We start from the raw sequence: 15,936 nt of genomic DNA, 5'->3' as shown, positions 1-15,936 counted from the left end.
CCCGAGTTCAAGGACTACATCGCCCAGGTGGTCACCAACGCGCAGGCCCTGTCGGACCAGTTGATCAAAGGTGGGCTGGACACAGTCACCCACGGCACCGATACCCACGTGGTTCTGGTGGACCTGCGCCCTAAAGGCGTCAAAGGCAACGCGACTGAAAAGGCACTGGGCCGGGCGCATATCACCTGCAACAAGAACGGTGTCCCGTTCGATCCCGAAAAACCGATGGTGACCAGCGGCATCCGCCTTGGCAGCCCCGCAGGTACCACGCGTGGCTTTGGCGAGGCCGAGTTCCGCCAGATCGCCGACTGGATCATCGAAGTGGTCGACGGTCTGGCCGCAAATGGCGAGGACGGTAACGGTGAGGTCGAGGCCAAAGTCAAAACCGAAGTCGCAAACCTCTGCGCCAGATTCCCTATCTATCCAAACTTGTAAACTGAAGGACACCAACCCATGAGCTTTCATTCCATCGAACAGGCTCCTGCCCGCCTAAACCGTAGCGAACTCGCCGTGCCTGGCAGCCAACCCGGAATGTTCGAAAAGGCCGCACAATCGGACGTGGATGTCATCTTCCTTGATCTGGAGGACGCCGTCGCGCCGGACGAGAAAGAACAGGCCCGCAAAAACATCATTGAGGCTCTGAACGACATCGACTGGGGCAGCAAGACCATGTCGGTACGCATCAACGGGCTCGACACGCATTACATGTACCGCGATGTGGTGGATGTGGTTGAACAGGCTGGCGAACGACTTGATCTGATCATGATCCCCAAGGTCGGCACCGCGGCAGATGTCTATGCCGTCGACATGATGGTCACGCAAATCGAGGATGCAAAGGGGTACAAAAAGCGCATCGGATTCGAGCATATCATCGAAACTGCGTTGGGGATGCAGAACGTCAGTGAGATCGCGGCGGCGTCGAAACGTAACGAAAGCCTGCATTTCGGCGTAGCCGACTATGCCGCCTCGACCCGCGCGCGGACGACTATTATCGGCGGTGTTAACCCGGATTATTCCGTTCTGACTGACGCCGATACGGACGGAGGACGCCTGACCCATTGGGGAGATATGTGGCACTATGCGCTTGCCCGCATGGTTGTGGCTGCCCGCGCCAATGGTTTGCGCCCGATCGACGGCCCTTTTGGAGACTTCCAAGACCCGGACGGCTACAAAGCCGCCGCAAAGCGCGCGGCAGTATTAGGCTGCGAGGGCAAATGGGCCATCCATCCCAGCCAGATTTCACTGGCAAACGATGTTATGTCGCCGGGCGACGCCGAAGTCACCAAGGCACAACGCATTCTCGAAGCAATGGCCGAAGCCGAAGCAGCGGGAAAGGGAGCTGTTTCGTTGGATGGCCGCCTGATCGACTATGCTTCGATCCGTCAAGCTGAAGTTATGGTTGAAAAGGCCCGTCAAATCGCAGCAGCATGATCGCCTCATGACTTTACAATCGTCCATGTCTCAACGCGATTGTGCCGCCAACATATTTGCCGAAGCCATAGCCGCGGCAGATCCGGCGGTATCCCTGAGCAGACGGCTGCAATCAGCCCCATTGCCTGCGCCCAAACAGGGTGGGCGCAGCATCCTAATCGCGATTGGCAAAGCGGCCCCAGCCATGATGGCGGAAGCCTTGCAAAACGTTCAGGGTGATCATGTCGCTCTGGCCGTGACCCATTCCGAAAACCAAGCGGTCGTACCCGGTGCAACTGTGTTGAACAGTGCACACCCCGTTCCGGACGAACGGGGCCTCAAAGCCGGTCGCCAGATCATTGATCTGCTCAGCGCAGCACGCGAGCAAGATCAGATCATAGCGCTGATCTCTGGCGGGGGATCGGCCCTTGTTCCGGCACCTGTGGACGGATTGTCCCTATCGGATAAGATTGTGGTCAACGAGCTCTTGTTGTCTTCCGGATTGGACATCGTGCACATGAACCTGGTGCGCCAGCATCTGAGCCAGCTCAAGGGCGGAGGGTTTCTGCGACACGGTTCACCTGCACCGGTCACAGCCTATATTCTGTCGGATGTGATCGGAGATGACCTGCGTGCCGTTGCCAGCGGCCCCACTTCTCCACCCATCGGAACCCAAGCCGATGCCCGCAGGATCTGCATTGGGGCTGGCATCTGGAAGCGTCTTCCCCAATCCGTGCGGGACCATCTAGAACACAGCGTTCCTGAACAGACGATAGCAGTTGAAGCGACAAATCATCTGATCGGGTCGAACACGATAAGCCTTGAGGCTGCGCATCGCTGTGCGGCGCAGTTTTGTCGGGCTGAAATTGCCTCCAAAGCACTGACAGGAGACGTGTCCGACGCTGCACGTCAGATTCTGCAAGCGGCCCGTTCTGTGGCTTCCGACCGCCCGGTCGCTCTGCTTTTCGGAGGGGAGACAACCGTCCGGCTGCTGGGTGCGGGTCTTGGTGGGCGCAATCAGGAACTAGCGCTGCGCGTCGCCCAACTGGCGCAAGGGGAAGCTATTCCCGGCAACTGGATTTTCCTCAGCGGTGGAACAGATGGCCGTGATGGTCCGACCCCCGCAGCGGGTGCGATTGTGGATGTGGGAACATTCGACCGTATCCGCGATGCGGGGCAAAATCCGTCCACGCTGTTAGCAAACAACGACAGTCACCGGGCATTGGGACTATCGGGTGATCTTCTGATGACTGGTGCGACCGGAACCAATGTTGCAGATATCCAAGTATTGCTGCTTGGACCTGATGCTTGAGCGCGCGCTAAGCTTGGCGGGCATCAAGGTTGATATAGCGTCAGAGATGTCGAATTGGAGAGTCATGCCTGAATCCGTCGAGAAAGGTCCGATTCATGCGATAGTCTGATTTCAAAGCCATAAAAGAGGCGTTTGTTCCAATGTCACAGGCGATGTTTTAGGCTCTGACGGAGGGATATAGGCATTATTTTTTGCGGAATGTTTGGCGTTGATCGGCGTGTAAGCATTTGTAATTTTCGTTCTAAAGCTGATTTTTGGAGTAGGGTTTGAACCTTTGGCCTTCAGGACATGGTCCTGACGAGGTGAGATCGTGCAGCAAACAGTCCGGTGGGCTGTTTGTAGATCCGACGGGCGGTTCTGTTGTATTTGGTTGCGGGAGGGCGCAAACGCCGTTGTCGAACGCAGTTAAAATGCGTGATGAAAGCGTATTCTTTTTGAAAGAAGACGTCCCTCTCAATACACTTGTATGACCGCATTGAGCCCAAAGCAGCCGAATTGAAATCGCGACCTTCGCTCATTCAGCAAAACGAGCGCATTAGACACGCGCTGCATCGCAACCTAACATGCGGCCGTTGGTCGTGGCCGCAACGATGTCGGAAAGGCCTATGGCCGAGTTGCGGACGAGGTCGACTGCCGAAATCGATCTATAAAATGCTATTTGCCAGCAACTGATTGCAATAATTTTCCGGTCTCAAGACGAGTAAATCGCGAGGGTGTCTTTGCCCCCTAAAATTGGGCCACTACTTTGGCCGAGAAGGGGGAACAAGAGATGGCTCGGAAGCGATACTCGGACGAAGACATTCTGAAGCTGCTGCGTGAGATTGAACTGAAGCTGGCAGATGGCGACGATGTTCGGACAGCCTGTCGTGGTGTTGGTGTCAGCGATGCGACCTACTACAATTGGCGGCGTCGGTTCGGTGGCATGGGCAAGTCGCAACTGTCGGAGTTGCGCAGCCTGGAGAAAGAAAATGCCCGGCTGAAGAAGATCGTGGCCGAACTGGAACTGGACAAGCTGATCCTCAAAGAAAGTCTGAACTACCTAAAACCGAGGGCCTGACGACGAGCCAACTTCGTCAGGCCGTCATTCATGCTCGCCAGAAGCTTGGCACATCAGAGCGTCGCACCTGCAAGGTGGTCGGCCTTGCACGCAGCTCCATGCAATACCAGGCCGTAGAGAAGAACGATGATGCTCTTCGACTGGCCATGATCCGTCTGGCCAAGAGCTATGGCCGGTATGGCTACCGTAAGGTGGCGCAGCTGCTTCGGGTTGAGGGCTGGCGTGTCAATCACAAGAAGGTAGAACGGCTGTGGCGGGAGGAAGGTCTGCAACTCCCGCAGCGGCACAAGAAGAAGCGTCGCCTGTACCACAAGGACAGTTCGATCATTCGGCTCCGACCGACGCATCCCAACCATGTCTGGAGCGTCGATTTCGTTCACGACAAGCTGAGCAATGGGCGGAGCTACAAGATGCTCACGGTTCTGGATGAATACACCCGCCAGGCGCTTGCAGTGGAAGTTCGGACCCGCATGGGTTCTGAAGATGTGCTGGAGGTTCTCTGCGGGCTGTTCCTGCGCCACGGAAAGCCTGATTTCGTTCGAAGCGATAACGGCCCAGAGTTCTCTTCACGAGCAACCCAGAGTTGGCTCGAGAAGGTCGGTGTGAACCCGATCCGGATCTACCCGGGGCTCTCCCTGGGAGAACGGATACAACGAGAGGTTCAATGGAACGCTCCGCCGCGAGGTTCTCAATTCCGAATGGTTCACAACGACCAAGCAGGCACAGATCGTGATCAATTGCTGGCTGAGGCAATACAACCACACCCGACCCCATCAGGCCCTCAACATGCGCCCACCAGTCCCCGAAACTCTAGTCCGAAATGGCCCAGAACATGGGGGCTAGACAACAAACGTTGGGCATACGACGAAGTGGGCTTTTGTGCGCAGGCGCATTCTGCGCGGTTGCACCTGCACCCGGTCGAATTGCGCGCTTTGCAATCGAGTTATCCTTTGAGCCGTTCTACCACCTGAACCAACACCAAGGCAAAGCGCTTCAGAACCCACTTATGCGTTCTATGAGCCAGTACATCGATACCGACCCGATGCCATAGGCTGTAATCACAGTCGCCCTTTGGCTAACTGGACGTGCCATCAATCGCCAGATCGCGACAAGAAGTGCCAAGGCCCCGACAAAACTCAACTGGCCGGCCTCGACGCCCAGGTTGAAGGCAAGCAAGGCTGCAGGAATATCGATTGAGGGTAGTCCGATATCGGCCAAAGCGCCTGCAAAACCAAGGCCATGCAAAAGCCCAAACCCGAAACAAACGACCCAGGGCTTCTGCTTTGAAAGTCGGAAACGCCCGTCGCCAACCTTAACAATTTCCATCGCCAGAAAAACAATAGAAAGCGCAATGATGGCCTCGACCGGCGGACCAGGGACATTCAGAAAACCAAGCGTTGCCAATGCCAGTGTTATTGAATGCGCCAGTGTGAATGCTGTGACTGCTCCCACCAGTCTCCACGGATCGCGGACCAGAACAAACAACGCGAAGACAAACAGCAGATGATCCCAACCTTCCAGTATGTGTTCAAAACCCAACTGGAAATACGCGGTGAAGACAGACCATGTGGTCTGTTCAGAAGGTATGTTCTGAACGGCTGTCTCTGGTGTGAACCGAAGCGTCGTGGGCTCAGCCTGCAGGGGCTGCACTCGGACCAATACGTCGTTCTTTTGAACCTCCAGACCTTCTATCTGGATGGGTTGGCCCGCAATATCCCCGCGGCACTCGATAACCCAGGAAGAAACCCATGCTCTGCCATCGGAAATTGGGGTAGGGCCGCGCGCCGGGGTGCAACCATCCGGCGCCATGACATCAATCGCCATGGGTTGACCATTCACATCGGGTTTTCGCCAATGAACGCTCCAGGTGTCCGATGTGATTTGGCGAATTTCCAAGTACCCCGGATCAAGCGCATGCGCCGAGGCATTTCCTGCAACCCACGCAATCAGCAAGGCAAACAGTAGGCCAAATACAGCTTTCATTTGGTTTGACCTGAGAGAGCGGGCACTATGATCTCATAGTTGGCAGCAAGAATCTCATATTGCGCTTGCGCCAGATCTTCGCTCATCACGCGACGCCAATCCCGCAGCACGGCATCGTAAATTTCTGACAATGGGGGTATTTGACTAGGTTCGATGTCTTGCACCTGAACCAGATGGACCCCGTAACCCGACTGGATCGGGCCAGCCCACTGACCTTTATCCAATGTTGTAAGACCCTTGGAAAAGCCAGATCCAAAGACCGAGTCTATCACTCTGGTCGCAGTCAAGGGCATAGATGCGGGCAGCAGTGTCGAGGCGCCCAGGTCGGAAACCTCATCTCCCGCGCGCAGGGCGGCCAAGACCCCCTCGATTTCAGCTTTGTTTGGCTCCTCACCAATAAAGACCTGAATGAAGGCCAGCTTGCTGGGCGTCGCATAGCGCTCCGAGTTGTTTTGCAAAAAGGCCTCTAAATCTTCGTCTTCCGGAACAACAGACGTGGCGATCGCTTCGGTCAGGAAATCCATTTTTTGACTGAGACGAGACCGGATCACAGAGTCTCCGCGATCAAGGCCAAGCTTTCTGGCTTCTCTGACCAGTACCTCTTCGCGAATTGTTGCATCAGTCAAAGCTTGCAGCTCGGCACCGCTTGGGCGCCGTTTCCACCGTGCTTCAAACTGATCAGACAAAAGCGCGATATCGTTTTCGTCGATTGTTATTGTCACAAAATCTTCGACAGTCTCGTTTTCCGGCGCAACTATTTGGAACCAAATGAAAATAGCTGCTCCAATCAGGAAGAAATGGAACAGGGGTTCTTTCAATATTCGCATGAAGGCTCCTGCATGAAACGCGCTCCGGTTTTACGTATCGATGCTGACATCAGTCGATTGAGCATTGCAAGAAAATCAACGCTACGCACAAATCAATCGTCTGGTGAATGGGCCGAGGTAAAGGCTTCTACCTCGGTTGCCAACGCCGTGATCGGCAGTGTTACTCTGCCGGTGTATACCAAATCGGGGAAGAGTAAGCGCGTTCCTGATGTGTGAGCACCGCGTCTTCGGGCAATTCGGCGCCAAATCTCAGCTTATCGTAAAGGATCCAACGCGGTGTTGGAATTTCGATCGCACGTACGTAATAAAATGCGCGTGCATTTGGATCGAATTCAGGATCAGACCAAACGGTTACAAGTTCGGCAGTTCCAATCGTGTTGGTCCAACTGGCGGTTTCAACATCAACTGTGTTTCCAACCGCAGGGATCTTGCCGTTTTGGTCAGCAACACGGTTGTCCGACCACGCCACATCGTAAACCTTTTCCTGCAAGGCCCCTTCAGAATCCAGCCAACCCTTTACCACCTGCACGCGATCCAGATTGGCACCAACCGGGTCGCGTAGTGCAGCGATCAGGAATGCGGGCGCACCTTCACCCTCGCGAGGTCGCAGATCCGAGCCCATCGGAACACCTTTGGTGTAGCCCACATCAGCAAGGAAGCGTGTTTCAACATCCGCGTCACTGAAACCCCAACCGCCAAAGAACCGCAGACCGATCCGAGGTCCGGTGGTTGCATAGGTTTCGCGTCGCTTGAACGCATCGAAGATTGCAGCGCGAGTATTATCGGTCGCCCAGACTGCCGTGTATCCCGATGCGACAAGAAGGTCGCCAGGAATTTCGCCAAGGTCATTGGCGATGAAAGGGTGCTTTATTCTCGTGGCCGATGGTTCAACGCTGACGGATTTTCCAAAGAAGTTGTCTTCTTCGGCAGTCGCCAGAGACGTATGGCTGTCCGTCGCGCCGCCCATGCCGAACTTATATGGGTTAACGCCGAACTTTTCTTCTAACAACAAACCGCGCTTCAAAGCTTCTCGGGCGTATTCTCCAGCCAGCATGTCATCGGTTTTCAGCTCGGTTATGTCGAGGTTGCCGACGTCCCAGTTTTCGTAATCCGCGAATTCATCATCCGGACTCAGGAAGGGGTGCGCTTCACCGTCGCCCTTGATCTGAGTGACTTCGTAGTGGGGTTCCCATTTGGCGCGGGCGGCCACATATTCCTCGTCGACCTTGCCACCGTGATAGGTGTCTTCGGTCGGGAACATCCATCCGTTCGAAAGGTTGCCATTATGGGCGAAAGCTACCGCCCGACCGCCCGTTTTTTCTTGATAGTCTTCCAGCCATGCATAGAGCGCCTTTGGGTCGGTATCACCAAAGGGTGGTTGCGTGACCGGCGGCACCATCTGAAGCGCCCTGATCGGCCCATCACGCAGCATGACGTTTCGGTGCAGGTTGAAACCCTTGGGTACAGAGGTCCACTCGAATCCGATGAACGCCGTGAAATTGCCGGGGTCGTTATGTTCTTCCGCAGCCAGAACGATTTGTTCCCATGTAAAAGCAAATGCATCTGCACCTGGGCTGTAAGACTCCAGAAGAACTTCTGGCAGGGTCATTTGCGAGAAGTTGGTGATGATGTCGAACGCCGCTTTGCCAGCCTCTTCGCCGCCTGCCTTGTAACCTTCGTACCATTCCAAACCTTTTGGATCGGCAAGAACGCCCGGCTTGCCAGCCTGAAGGTCCGGGGCAAATCCCATTAGGTCAGTGTGATCCGTGAGAACCATCCAGTCCAGAGGTCGGGCCAGTCTCACTGGTTGACCCGTGGAAGAAATGACCTGTTCGCCTTTTGCAAAGCGCCAAGCTTCATCAGGTAACAGTGTATTCCCGAAAGCACCTGCATCCAGCGAAAGTCCGGTGTGAAGATGCGAGTCTCCCCACAGCGGGCGCTCGGGGAAAGTCCGGTTCGCATATGGTGAATACGGCTGCTTTGAGAACAAGCCTTCCGCCGCTTCTTCGCTAGGAACAGCGTCGGCAAAGACCGTCGATGATGCCAGCCCCAGTGAGATAGAATAAACAAAAGCTCGAAGCATATAGACCTCCCAACCCAAGATCGCCCGGTGGTGCCCGTGACTTACATCTCAAGAATTAATATTCCTATTTCTCTATATAACATCAATTTTCCATTTGTGGGAATACTCAGCTCTCGGCTTTGTGGCGATGATGCAAGTAGGAGTGTGGCTGCCGAAGTTGGTCTGAAAATGACTCGATAAGTCATAGCCTCGATTGTTGGGCTCAACATTGAGAACGGAAGCTTTGGAGAAATTGCGGTTTGAATTGGCGAATGTCCATCGTGAGCCATGTATGCACTTTAGCAAAGTCGGCATAGCTGCGCTTAGATGACATTCTTGGCTATCGCGGTCTGGATCATTTTGGGCTCTCCTTAAACCTATGCCGCGACTTGCACCGAGGGCCGCTCTGGTACGAAACGACTTTTGCGGCACGCGTGTGAACAGACAAAACGCGGGACAATCCGGACACTTGGATGAATGGCGACGACGCCCATTTCAGCACATCGTTCCGATCGGCTAGGCAACGACCGCCGAGGTCACGACAGACGGAATTGGCACGTCCCATTCAGGACCCACACCGTGCTTTGCCAGAACTTTGGCCACAACCGCCACTCGGATTGCGGCCAAATTCGTTGTAGGTTGAGGGCGCAAAAGGGCGCCACCTCGGGCCGTTTCTTCAAGAAAGAAATCGAACGGTGCGCCCGGATCACTAACCTGCCATTTCGACGCGACGATGGTTTGATGGCAATCTGAAAAACCGGCCTTGGCGAGTACGGGAAAGGCGATAGTCGGATCGGCATAATCATTTGCCCCGGGACCCGGTGGCAAGGCAATCTCTGGCGACCCGTGTTCCTCAATGGCGCCAAAAACATACCCCAGCGCAGTGTCAAATTCGGGCCCGCACCACACCGAATACGCCAGCCGACCGCCGTCGCGCAAAACACGGCGAACTTCTGCCAACACTTTCGGGGGGTCCGGCATATTCGGCATTCCAAAGCCAATTGTTACAGCGTCAAACGTATTGTCTTCAAAGCTCAAGGCCACCGCATCGCCTTCAACGAACTGAGCCTGTGGCACCGCCAGCCGCGCCATCTCAAACATGGCGGGTGAGAAATCAAGGCCCGTTACGCGAGCACCTGTGTTGAAAAGGCCTGCGGATACATTGCCATGTCCGCAGCACAAATCGAGCACACGAGTGTCCGGTCCAGTACAAACCGCAGCGACCAGGTGTGGGACAACCATGTCCGCCGCCTTGGCAAACACCTCGGCATAGGACTGTGCCACATCGCACTTGGCCCATTCGCGCCCTTCGAGGGCGGCAAATGTGTCCTGTTCCTGATTGTCAGGCATCCAACATCTCCTCAATCGCCACGTTTTGGAGGACCGCCGAAAGGGGCAAATTGTCAAGTTCGCCAAGTGAAATGGGCATTCGCCGTCATTTGCGGGTAGGTTGCTTTGGGTGCACGCGCTCGACGCGTTTGAGGATCGAAACCGGTGACAGGGCGGTGTGGTTCGCTGCATTACGGGCAAGTTCCGGGCCCTCGTAGATCATTCCCCGGTCCATTCAGGCATCGGTTCTTTGCGGGTGAAGGCCCCGATACCGGCCTCGGCATCTTTGGCCATCATGTTTTCCGCCATCGTGCGACCGGCAAAGGCGTAGGCCTCTTCCAGCGGCATTTCGAGCTGTTCGTAATAGGCACGCTTGCCGATCTTGACGGCGGACGGCGATTTATCGGCAATGATCCAAGCCATTTCTGTGGATGCCGCTTCCAGTTCCGCCAAGGGCACCACGCGGTTGACCAACCCCATTTCGGCGACGCGGGCTGCGGGCAAGAATTCCCCCAAAAGCAACATTTCCATCGCCAGCTTGCGCGGCACATTGCGCGAAAGCGCGACCATCGGGGTTGAGCAGAATAGCCCGATATTCACGCCCGATGTTGCGAAAGTTGCGTTGTCGGCGGCCACCGCCAGATCACAGGACGCAACAAGCTGACACCCCGCCGCTGTGGCAATCCCTTTGACCTCGGCGATTACAGGTTGCGGCAAGCGCACCACCCGAAGCATCATCGCCGAACACGTCGCAAACAGGTCTTGGAAATACTGAAACCCACCGTCGGCATCCGCCCGGCGCGCCGACATTTCTTTGAGGTTATGACCCGCGCAAAAGTGATTGCCGCCGGTACGCAAGATCACTGCTTTGACACTGCGATCTTCTGCGATTTCGTCAAATGTGTCAGACAGAGCGCGTAGCATCGCCTCTGACAACGCATTAATCGACTTGGGCGCGTTCAGAGTCAGAACGGTAACGCCATCGATGTCAGCCCGCAGGATCAAATCATCGTTTTGCATTTCGCCCTCATATGCCATTGAGTGGAACTTTCAGCATAGGTGCGCCGCTTTCGTCGCACGGGATTTCGCCGGCCCGCATATTCACTTGCAGGGACGGTATGATCAGTTTGGGCATCGCCAGCTGCGCGTCACGCTCCGTCCGGAACTTGATGAAATCTTCGCGCGATTTGCCAGCACCCACATGGATGTTGTCGGCACGTTGCTGGCCAATTGTGGTCTCCCACGCGATGGCGCGCCCACCGGGGCCATAGTCGTGGCAGATGAACAGGCGCATCTCGCCCGGCAGGCTCAGCACGGTTTGGATAGAATCGTAAAGCTGCCCTGCATCACCACCCGGAAAGTCTGCGCGGGCTGAGCCGCCGTCAGGCATAAAGAGCGTGTCACCGGCAAAGGCGGCGTCGCCAATCACATGCACCATGCAGGCTGGTGTATGGCCCGGCGTGGCAATCACAAAGGCCGTCATTTCGCCAATGTTGTAGGTGTCACCATCCTCGAACAAAGCATCAAACTGCGACCCGTCGCGTTGAAATTCCGTGCCTTCGTTGAAGATTTTGCCGAAGGTGTCCTGAATTTCGATGATGCCTGCACCAACGCCAATTTTGCCACCCAGCCTATCCTGAATTTAGGGTGCAGCAGACAGGTGATCGGCATGGACATGGGTTTCAATGATCCATTCCACCGACAAGCCTTGTGACTGGATGGCGTCGATCAAGCGATCGGCACTGTCGTAAGTGATCCGCCCGGCGGCGTAATCCATATCCAGAACGCTGTCGATTATTGCACAGGCGTTAGATGCGGGGTCTTTCACGACATAAGAAATCGTGTTGCTGGCAGGATCAAAGAACCCTTCGACACTAGGCTTTGCTGCCATATTGAGATTTGGGAAATTTGTTGAAGGTTCCATGATTTATTCCAGCGCGCCCCCGGCCTTTTTCCAGGCGCCAACGCCTCCGGTCAGGTTCACAACGGGCGACAGTCCCATATCCATGGCCACCACCGCCGCCATGGCAGAACGCCCACCCGATGCGCAATAGAACACGTAAGTCTTATCTTGACTGAACTCCGGCTTCTGCGCAGGACTTTCCGGGTCGATGTGGAATTCCATCATGCCGCGCGACGATGCGACAGCACCCTCAATGACGCCGGTTTTGGCCTATTCCGTACCATCGCGCTGATCGACAAAAACGTGATCGAGCGAGCCTACCAAGGCCAATGCCTCTTCGGCACTGATCGCAGGCACCGCTTTCGTGGCCACCTTTACGATGTCTTTCGCGCTTTTGGTGATTGTCTGAGCCATGTTTGGTTTCCTTTTTCGATTGGTTTTGAGCCAGTCCAATAGTGCGTCGAGCGGCCAATTTATGGCACCGCTACGGCCGTATGCGCAGGCAGAGGTCACATGAGTTTCTGTGCCGCTCTCAGTCAAATTGCGAGATCAAGACGGGGCTTCCAGAACGGGCGGAACAGCTCGATCTTGGGGCAGCGGTTCATCACCACCTTCAGCCCCGCTTCTTCGGCAAGCGCGGCCGCGCGGTCATCATAAACGCCGATTTGGCCCCAAAGCACCTTGGCGCCGATTGCAATGGCTTTCTCGGTGATCGCGTAAAGTTCCTCTTTCGGGCGGAAGACCTCGACCATATCCACGGGCCGGTCGATCTCTTCCAGCGAATGAACGACAGGTATGCCGCGAATTTCGATCAGCTTTGGGTTTGGATTGACAGGGATCATGTCATAGCCCGTTTCGTGCAGCACACGCAGCACGCCATAGCTGAACTTGGTCTTGTCGCCACTGGCCCCCACCATCGCAATGGTTTTGACCGAACGCAGGATGTCCGCCAGATATTCGGGCGCGTAATCATACAGGTGATCGATGTCAGCTTCGGGCATTTAAGCCTCCTTAGGGGTCGCGATATCCGCCTTCAGCTCATGCGGCTCCAGCGGATCAAGGAAGGGGTTGCGATAAAGTTAGTCGTGGCTTTCGACGCCGATTTCCAATATGCAATCGCTCACCGCGCGGGCCACACACAGCAGAACATAGCCATTGTTGATCTGGCGATTGTTCAACGCCACTTGCCTGCGCTGATCCACTTCGCCAGCGGTCAGTTTGGCCGCACAGGTGATGCAGCCGCCGTATTTGCAGCCATAGGGCAGATCGACACCCTGTTCGCGCAAAGAGTCCAGCAACGGACGGCGGGCGTCGACCTGATAGGTCGCATCATCGCGGTTGGCGATTGTGATTGTGCGGGTTTCGCTCACAGCCAGATGTCGCTTGTACAATCGCCACCGGGATAGCGGGTTTCATGGCAGCGGCTTGGTCCGTTTGGCTCTTTGCCAAAATCAACAACGAAATCTTCGTTGATTTTCATACCGCCGTTTTCGACATCACAGTCGATCATCAGCATGACACCGCCCTGGGTGCGAATTTCCGGATAGAACTGGTTGTCCCAGGTCGAGAACAGCGAGGTCGTGACATAAAGCCGTTTGCCATCAAGCGAGAGCTGATACATTTGCGGCCCGCCTGCCACTTTGACGCCATTGACCTCGGGCGCTTTGCCCAAAAGCCCGCCCATCCAAACCTGCCCGGTCAAAACAGGATTATGCGGGTCAGAGATGTCGTACTGGCGCATATCGCCGTGCAACCAGTTATTGAGGTAAAGGTATTTGTCGTCCATCGATACAAGGATGGCCGACATCACACCGGGCACGGGAATAGGCCATTCGGGATGCGGTTCATTCTCCACATCAATGATCTTTTCCCATTCCCATTTCCCAGCTTCGGACTTCCAGAAATGGATGACATTGGCGCTAAGCGCGGCACCGCAGAACCCATGTGTACTGTCAGGATCATGCAGAAACTTTACCTCCAGCGGGATCAGGCCGTCTTCACCGAGATACATCGTCTCGACCGGCACCTTTTTCTCAAAATCCCAGATGTGCAGGCGGCGACCGTATTTCAGGTGGCCCACTTCTTCCAAATCAAACCCTGGCATGAATGTGTTGGGTGCGGCCCATTCGGAACTGACCATCACGTTATGGCGCGGCTGGTACCAGAAGTCATAACCAAACGGGATATCGCCCATTGAGTTTTCCCAACGACCAACGATCTCGAATTCTTTGTTGAGGTGCAGATAACCACCGGGCGCTTCGCCCTGTGCGTCACCTAAGAAGGAAATGATGATCTCAGAGCCCAAACAATGCACGGTGTGTGGGCCGCTCAGATTGGTTTTTGACTTGATCTCGGCCCCGTCAATCACCTTATGAAGGCGTGGAGCAAACGGGTCCGTCGCGGTGTCGATCACATGGATATTGTTGGACCGCACGCCTGGCACCAGCAGGTATTTACGGCTCATGCCAGCGTCGTCGTGGCAGGAAGAACAGGCATTCCAGCCCATGTGATGCAATTCATCCCCGATGCCGGGCATCTCTAAGCGATGGATGACTTGTGAATAGGTCGGGCTTTCCGGGTCGGCGTCCACGGTGGCTAGGTAGTCCGGCCTTTGAATGCCGGTGCCGGTGTAGATGGCAATTGTGTACAAGAGTTTTTCACGCGGCGCTTTGATCGCCTCGGCAGGGCTTGCATACCCCGGGCCACAACATGCTCCGTCCATCTTCACATTCCTCCCTTGCGATCACTTGAAGATTCTCGTAAATCGATAAAAAGATTCTCGCAAGGTAAAAATATGCATCTGGAACGCCTGACATTCATCCTCGAAGTTGTTGGACAAAAGGGCGAGACTACAGTGGCCGAGATTTGCGCTCATTCTGACCTGCCTAAGCCGTCTGCCTACCGGTTGGTGCAGGACCTCGTCGGTGTTGGTCTACTGGAACCTGTTGCCCGTGGTACATTCACAATCGGCTCCCGCCTGAAGCGGATCACGAAAAGTGACCACTCTGATCGTGCACTGCTAGAGGTGATTGCGCCTGCGCTAAAGCAAGCCGCTAAACAATATGGCACCGCATTTTTCCTGTCCCGTCTGCGCGGAAAATCCGTGGAAATTATTCACGTTGAAACACCTGACACTGGGGTCTCCTATCTCCATCCCGGTTTGGGGAAACGACCCTTGCATGCCTGTTCCTGCTCTAAGGCCGTTGCTGCATTCTCACCCGACTTGTTTTTGACCAGCGAAATGGAAGGCCAGCTGCGCGCCTACACCGAATTCACCCTGACAAACGTGCAGGACTTGGAAGCCGAGTTTGACACCATTCGCAAGCGCGGCTTCGCAGAATGCGTGGAAGAGATTGAGCGCGGCATGTGTTCGGTGGCAGCTCCCCTTGCGCCAAGCGGGCCAGGTTCCACGATGTCCATCGGTGCAACCGGATCGGTACGGGTCTTTACGCCAACGTTCCGCGAAAAACTTGGTCCCCAGATCTCCCATATTGCGCGTGAAATGTCTGCAAATTTGGGTTGGGACGCGGCGCAGGATGCCAAAATATCAGGCTAACTTTTAGGTGGTCTTCGAATGTGGGCCTCTTCTAAATCTGATCTGAACTGACCTCCGCTCCACACAAACAAAAATGCAACGCCGAACGTTCGAACGTCTCGCAGCATTCAGAAGAATGGGCTCGGTGCAGTCATCTGACAAAAATCGTCGGATGTCCAAGGCGCGATCGTAGGCGGACATTCATTGATCGGAACTCGCTAAAAAACCATGCCGTTCAAAGACTAGTGTCAGACATTTCTCCTGCGCCCGATTTGACGATATCCATCTCATCTGAGGCATAGGGTTTAAGCAGTTCAAAGGCCTCCGCAGCGCTGCCAACCAACCAGACCTCATAGTCACAAGGATGGAGTATGACCCGCATTCTCTGCGGATGTATCGGACGCACAATGTCATTCGCTGAGGTGGTTAACTTCGCCGCGTTTGCTTCCACGGTGCTTTCAGTTGTGATGGCGCAACGCAAAAGCCCGCTCGGGCGCGGTGTGTAATATATTGATATT

Annotated in this window: 16 protein-coding genes and 2 pseudogenes; 6 read left to right on the top strand and 12 right to left on the bottom strand. The window is 55.2% G+C overall.

Annotation, left to right across the window (positions count from 1 at the left end):
- From glyA to AC2FFF_RS19415, 5 genes and pseudogenes are all read left to right on the top strand, one after another.
- A pseudogene (glyA, locus tag AC2FFF_RS19435) lies at positions 1-435 on the top strand (serine hydroxymethyltransferase); the annotation flags it as partial.
- An 18-nt stretch (positions 436-453) separates the two neighbouring features.
- On the top strand, positions 454-1,431 hold the full coding sequence (locus AC2FFF_RS19430) for an HpcH/HpaI aldolase/citrate lyase family protein (RefSeq protein WP_142640422.1): 978 nt from the start codon (positions 454-456) through the stop codon (positions 1,429-1,431).
- A 25-nt stretch (positions 1,432-1,456) separates the two neighbouring features.
- Complete coding sequence (locus AC2FFF_RS19425) at positions 1,457-2,722, top strand: glycerate kinase type-2 family protein (protein ID WP_496751222.1); 1,266 nt, start codon at positions 1,457-1,459, stop codon at positions 2,720-2,722.
- Positions 2,723-3,491: 769 nt separating this feature from the next.
- Positions 3,492-3,779 (top strand): transposase, encoded by a 288-nt coding sequence (locus tag AC2FFF_RS19420; protein WP_171127984.1) that lies wholly within the window; start codon positions 3,492-3,494, stop codon positions 3,777-3,779.
- Positions 3,776-4,750 (top strand): IS3 family transposase, encoded by a 975-nt coding sequence (locus AC2FFF_RS19415; RefSeq protein ID WP_496883074.1) that lies wholly within the window; start codon positions 3,776-3,778, stop codon positions 4,748-4,750. The genes AC2FFF_RS19420 and AC2FFF_RS19415 overlap by 4 nt, the downstream gene beginning before the upstream one ends.
- Before the next feature lie 22 nt (positions 4,751-4,772).
- Here the strand turns inward: AC2FFF_RS19415 and AC2FFF_RS19410 are convergent, their stop codons facing one another.
- The 11 genes and pseudogenes from AC2FFF_RS19410 to AC2FFF_RS19360 form a co-directional block, all read right to left on the bottom strand.
- Positions 4,773-5,762, bottom strand: a complete 990-nt coding sequence (locus tag AC2FFF_RS19410) for a HupE/UreJ family protein (protein WP_281973988.1) — start codon at positions 5,760-5,762, stop codon at positions 4,773-4,775.
- Entirely contained in the window at positions 5,759-6,589 is an 831-nt protein-coding gene (locus tag AC2FFF_RS19405) for a peptidyl-prolyl cis-trans isomerase (protein ID WP_496883072.1), read from the bottom strand. Before AC2FFF_RS19405 ends, AC2FFF_RS19410 begins: the two co-directional genes overlap by 4 nt.
- 160 nt (positions 6,590-6,749) lie before the next feature.
- Positions 6,750-8,672, bottom strand: coding sequence for a DUF3604 domain-containing protein (locus AC2FFF_RS19400; RefSeq protein ID WP_142640387.1), 1,923 nt, complete (start codon positions 8,670-8,672; stop codon positions 6,750-6,752).
- A 495-nt stretch (positions 8,673-9,167) separates the two neighbouring features.
- The gene (locus AC2FFF_RS19395) at positions 9,168-10,001 is read right to left on the bottom strand and encodes a methyltransferase domain-containing protein (RefSeq protein ID WP_142640388.1); all 834 of its coding nucleotides are present in this window, start codon (positions 9,999-10,001) and stop codon (positions 9,168-9,170) included.
- 198 nt (positions 10,002-10,199) lie between these two features.
- A complete protein-coding gene (locus AC2FFF_RS19390) occupies positions 10,200-11,000 on the bottom strand; it encodes an enoyl-CoA hydratase (RefSeq protein WP_246097366.1) in 801 nt (266 codons plus the stop codon).
- A gap of 7 nt (positions 11,001-11,007) precedes the next feature.
- Positions 11,008-11,904 (bottom strand): annotated as a pseudogene (locus AC2FFF_RS19385) (MBL fold metallo-hydrolase).
- 3 nt (positions 11,905-11,907) lie between these two features.
- A complete protein-coding gene (locus AC2FFF_RS19380) occupies positions 11,908-12,138 on the bottom strand; it encodes a rhodanese-like domain-containing protein (RefSeq protein ID WP_496883073.1) in 231 nt (76 codons plus the stop codon).
- Positions 12,139-12,153: 15 nt separating this feature from the next.
- On the bottom strand, positions 12,154-12,297 hold the full coding sequence (locus AC2FFF_RS19375) for a hypothetical protein (protein WP_334223335.1): 144 nt from the start codon (positions 12,295-12,297) through the stop codon (positions 12,154-12,156).
- Between the two features lie 122 nt (positions 12,298-12,419).
- Positions 12,420-12,884: a CoA-binding protein gene (locus AC2FFF_RS19370; RefSeq protein ID WP_142640390.1), complete on the bottom strand. Its 465-nt coding sequence runs from the start codon at positions 12,882-12,884 to the stop codon at positions 12,420-12,422.
- A 78-nt stretch (positions 12,885-12,962) separates the two neighbouring features.
- Positions 12,963-13,253, bottom strand: coding sequence for a 2Fe-2S iron-sulfur cluster-binding protein (locus tag AC2FFF_RS19365; RefSeq protein WP_496883071.1), 291 nt, complete (start codon positions 13,251-13,253; stop codon positions 12,963-12,965).
- Positions 13,250-14,605 (bottom strand): selenium-binding family protein, encoded by a 1,356-nt coding sequence (locus AC2FFF_RS19360; RefSeq protein WP_282022528.1) that lies wholly within the window; start codon positions 14,603-14,605, stop codon positions 13,250-13,252. Before AC2FFF_RS19360 ends, AC2FFF_RS19365 begins: the two co-directional genes overlap by 4 nt.
- Positions 14,606-14,677: 72 nt before the next feature.
- Between AC2FFF_RS19360 and AC2FFF_RS19355 the strand changes: the two genes are divergently transcribed.
- Positions 14,678-15,439 carry an IclR family transcriptional regulator gene (locus tag AC2FFF_RS19355; protein ID WP_281996138.1) on the top strand — a complete coding sequence of 254 codons (762 nt, stop codon included), beginning with the start codon at positions 14,678-14,680 and terminating at the stop codon, positions 15,437-15,439.
- Positions 15,440-15,653: 214 nt separating this feature from the next.
- Here AC2FFF_RS19355 and AC2FFF_RS19350 read toward each other — a convergent pair.
- The coding region (locus tag AC2FFF_RS19350) for an SOS response-associated peptidase family protein (RefSeq protein ID WP_345741771.1) at positions 15,654-15,936 on the bottom strand (283 nt) is incomplete at its 5' end.

Source organism: Ruegeria sp. YTSA226, from assembly GCF_059609905.1.
Note: the sequence above shows the minus strand (reverse complement) of the source record. Positions and strands in the feature narration are given on the sequence as shown.

Bases quoted from the DNA above. Each gene is read 5' to 3' on its own strand.
- AC2FFF_RS19360 (WP_282022528.1), bottom strand. From the start codon at position 14,605: ATGGACGGAGCATGTTGTGGCCCGGGGTATGCAAGCCCTGCCGAGGCG.
- AC2FFF_RS19430 (WP_142640422.1), top strand. From the start codon at position 454: ATGAGCTTTCATTCCATCGAACAGGCTCCTGCCCGCCTAAACCGTAGC.
- AC2FFF_RS19390 (WP_246097366.1), bottom strand. From the start codon at position 11,000: ATGCAAAACGATGATTTGATCCTGCGGGCTGACATCGATGGCGTTACC.
- AC2FFF_RS19400 (WP_142640387.1), bottom strand. From the start codon at position 8,672: ATGCTTCGAGCTTTTGTTTATTCTATCTCACTGGGGCTGGCATCATCG.
- AC2FFF_RS19425 (WP_496751222.1), top strand. From the start codon at position 1,457: ATGTCTCAACGCGATTGTGCCGCCAACATATTTGCCGAAGCCATAGCC.
- AC2FFF_RS19405 (WP_496883072.1), bottom strand. From the start codon at position 6,589: ATGCGAATATTGAAAGAACCCCTGTTCCATTTCTTCCTGATTGGAGCA.
- AC2FFF_RS19410 (WP_281973988.1), bottom strand. From the start codon at position 5,762: ATGAAAGCTGTATTTGGCCTACTGTTTGCCTTGCTGATTGCGTGGGTT.
- AC2FFF_RS19375 (WP_334223335.1), bottom strand. From the start codon at position 12,297: ATGGCTCAGACAATCACCAAAAGCGCGAAAGACATCGTAAAGGTGGCC.
- AC2FFF_RS19420 (WP_171127984.1), top strand. From the start codon at position 3,492: ATGGCTCGGAAGCGATACTCGGACGAAGACATTCTGAAGCTGCTGCGT.
- AC2FFF_RS19355 (WP_281996138.1), top strand. From the start codon at position 14,678: ATGCATCTGGAACGCCTGACATTCATCCTCGAAGTTGTTGGACAAAAG.
- AC2FFF_RS19395 (WP_142640388.1), bottom strand. From the start codon at position 10,001: ATGCCTGACAATCAGGAACAGGACACATTTGCCGCCCTCGAAGGGCGC.
- AC2FFF_RS19370 (WP_142640390.1), bottom strand. From the start codon at position 12,884: ATGCCCGAAGCTGACATCGATCACCTGTATGATTACGCGCCCGAATAT.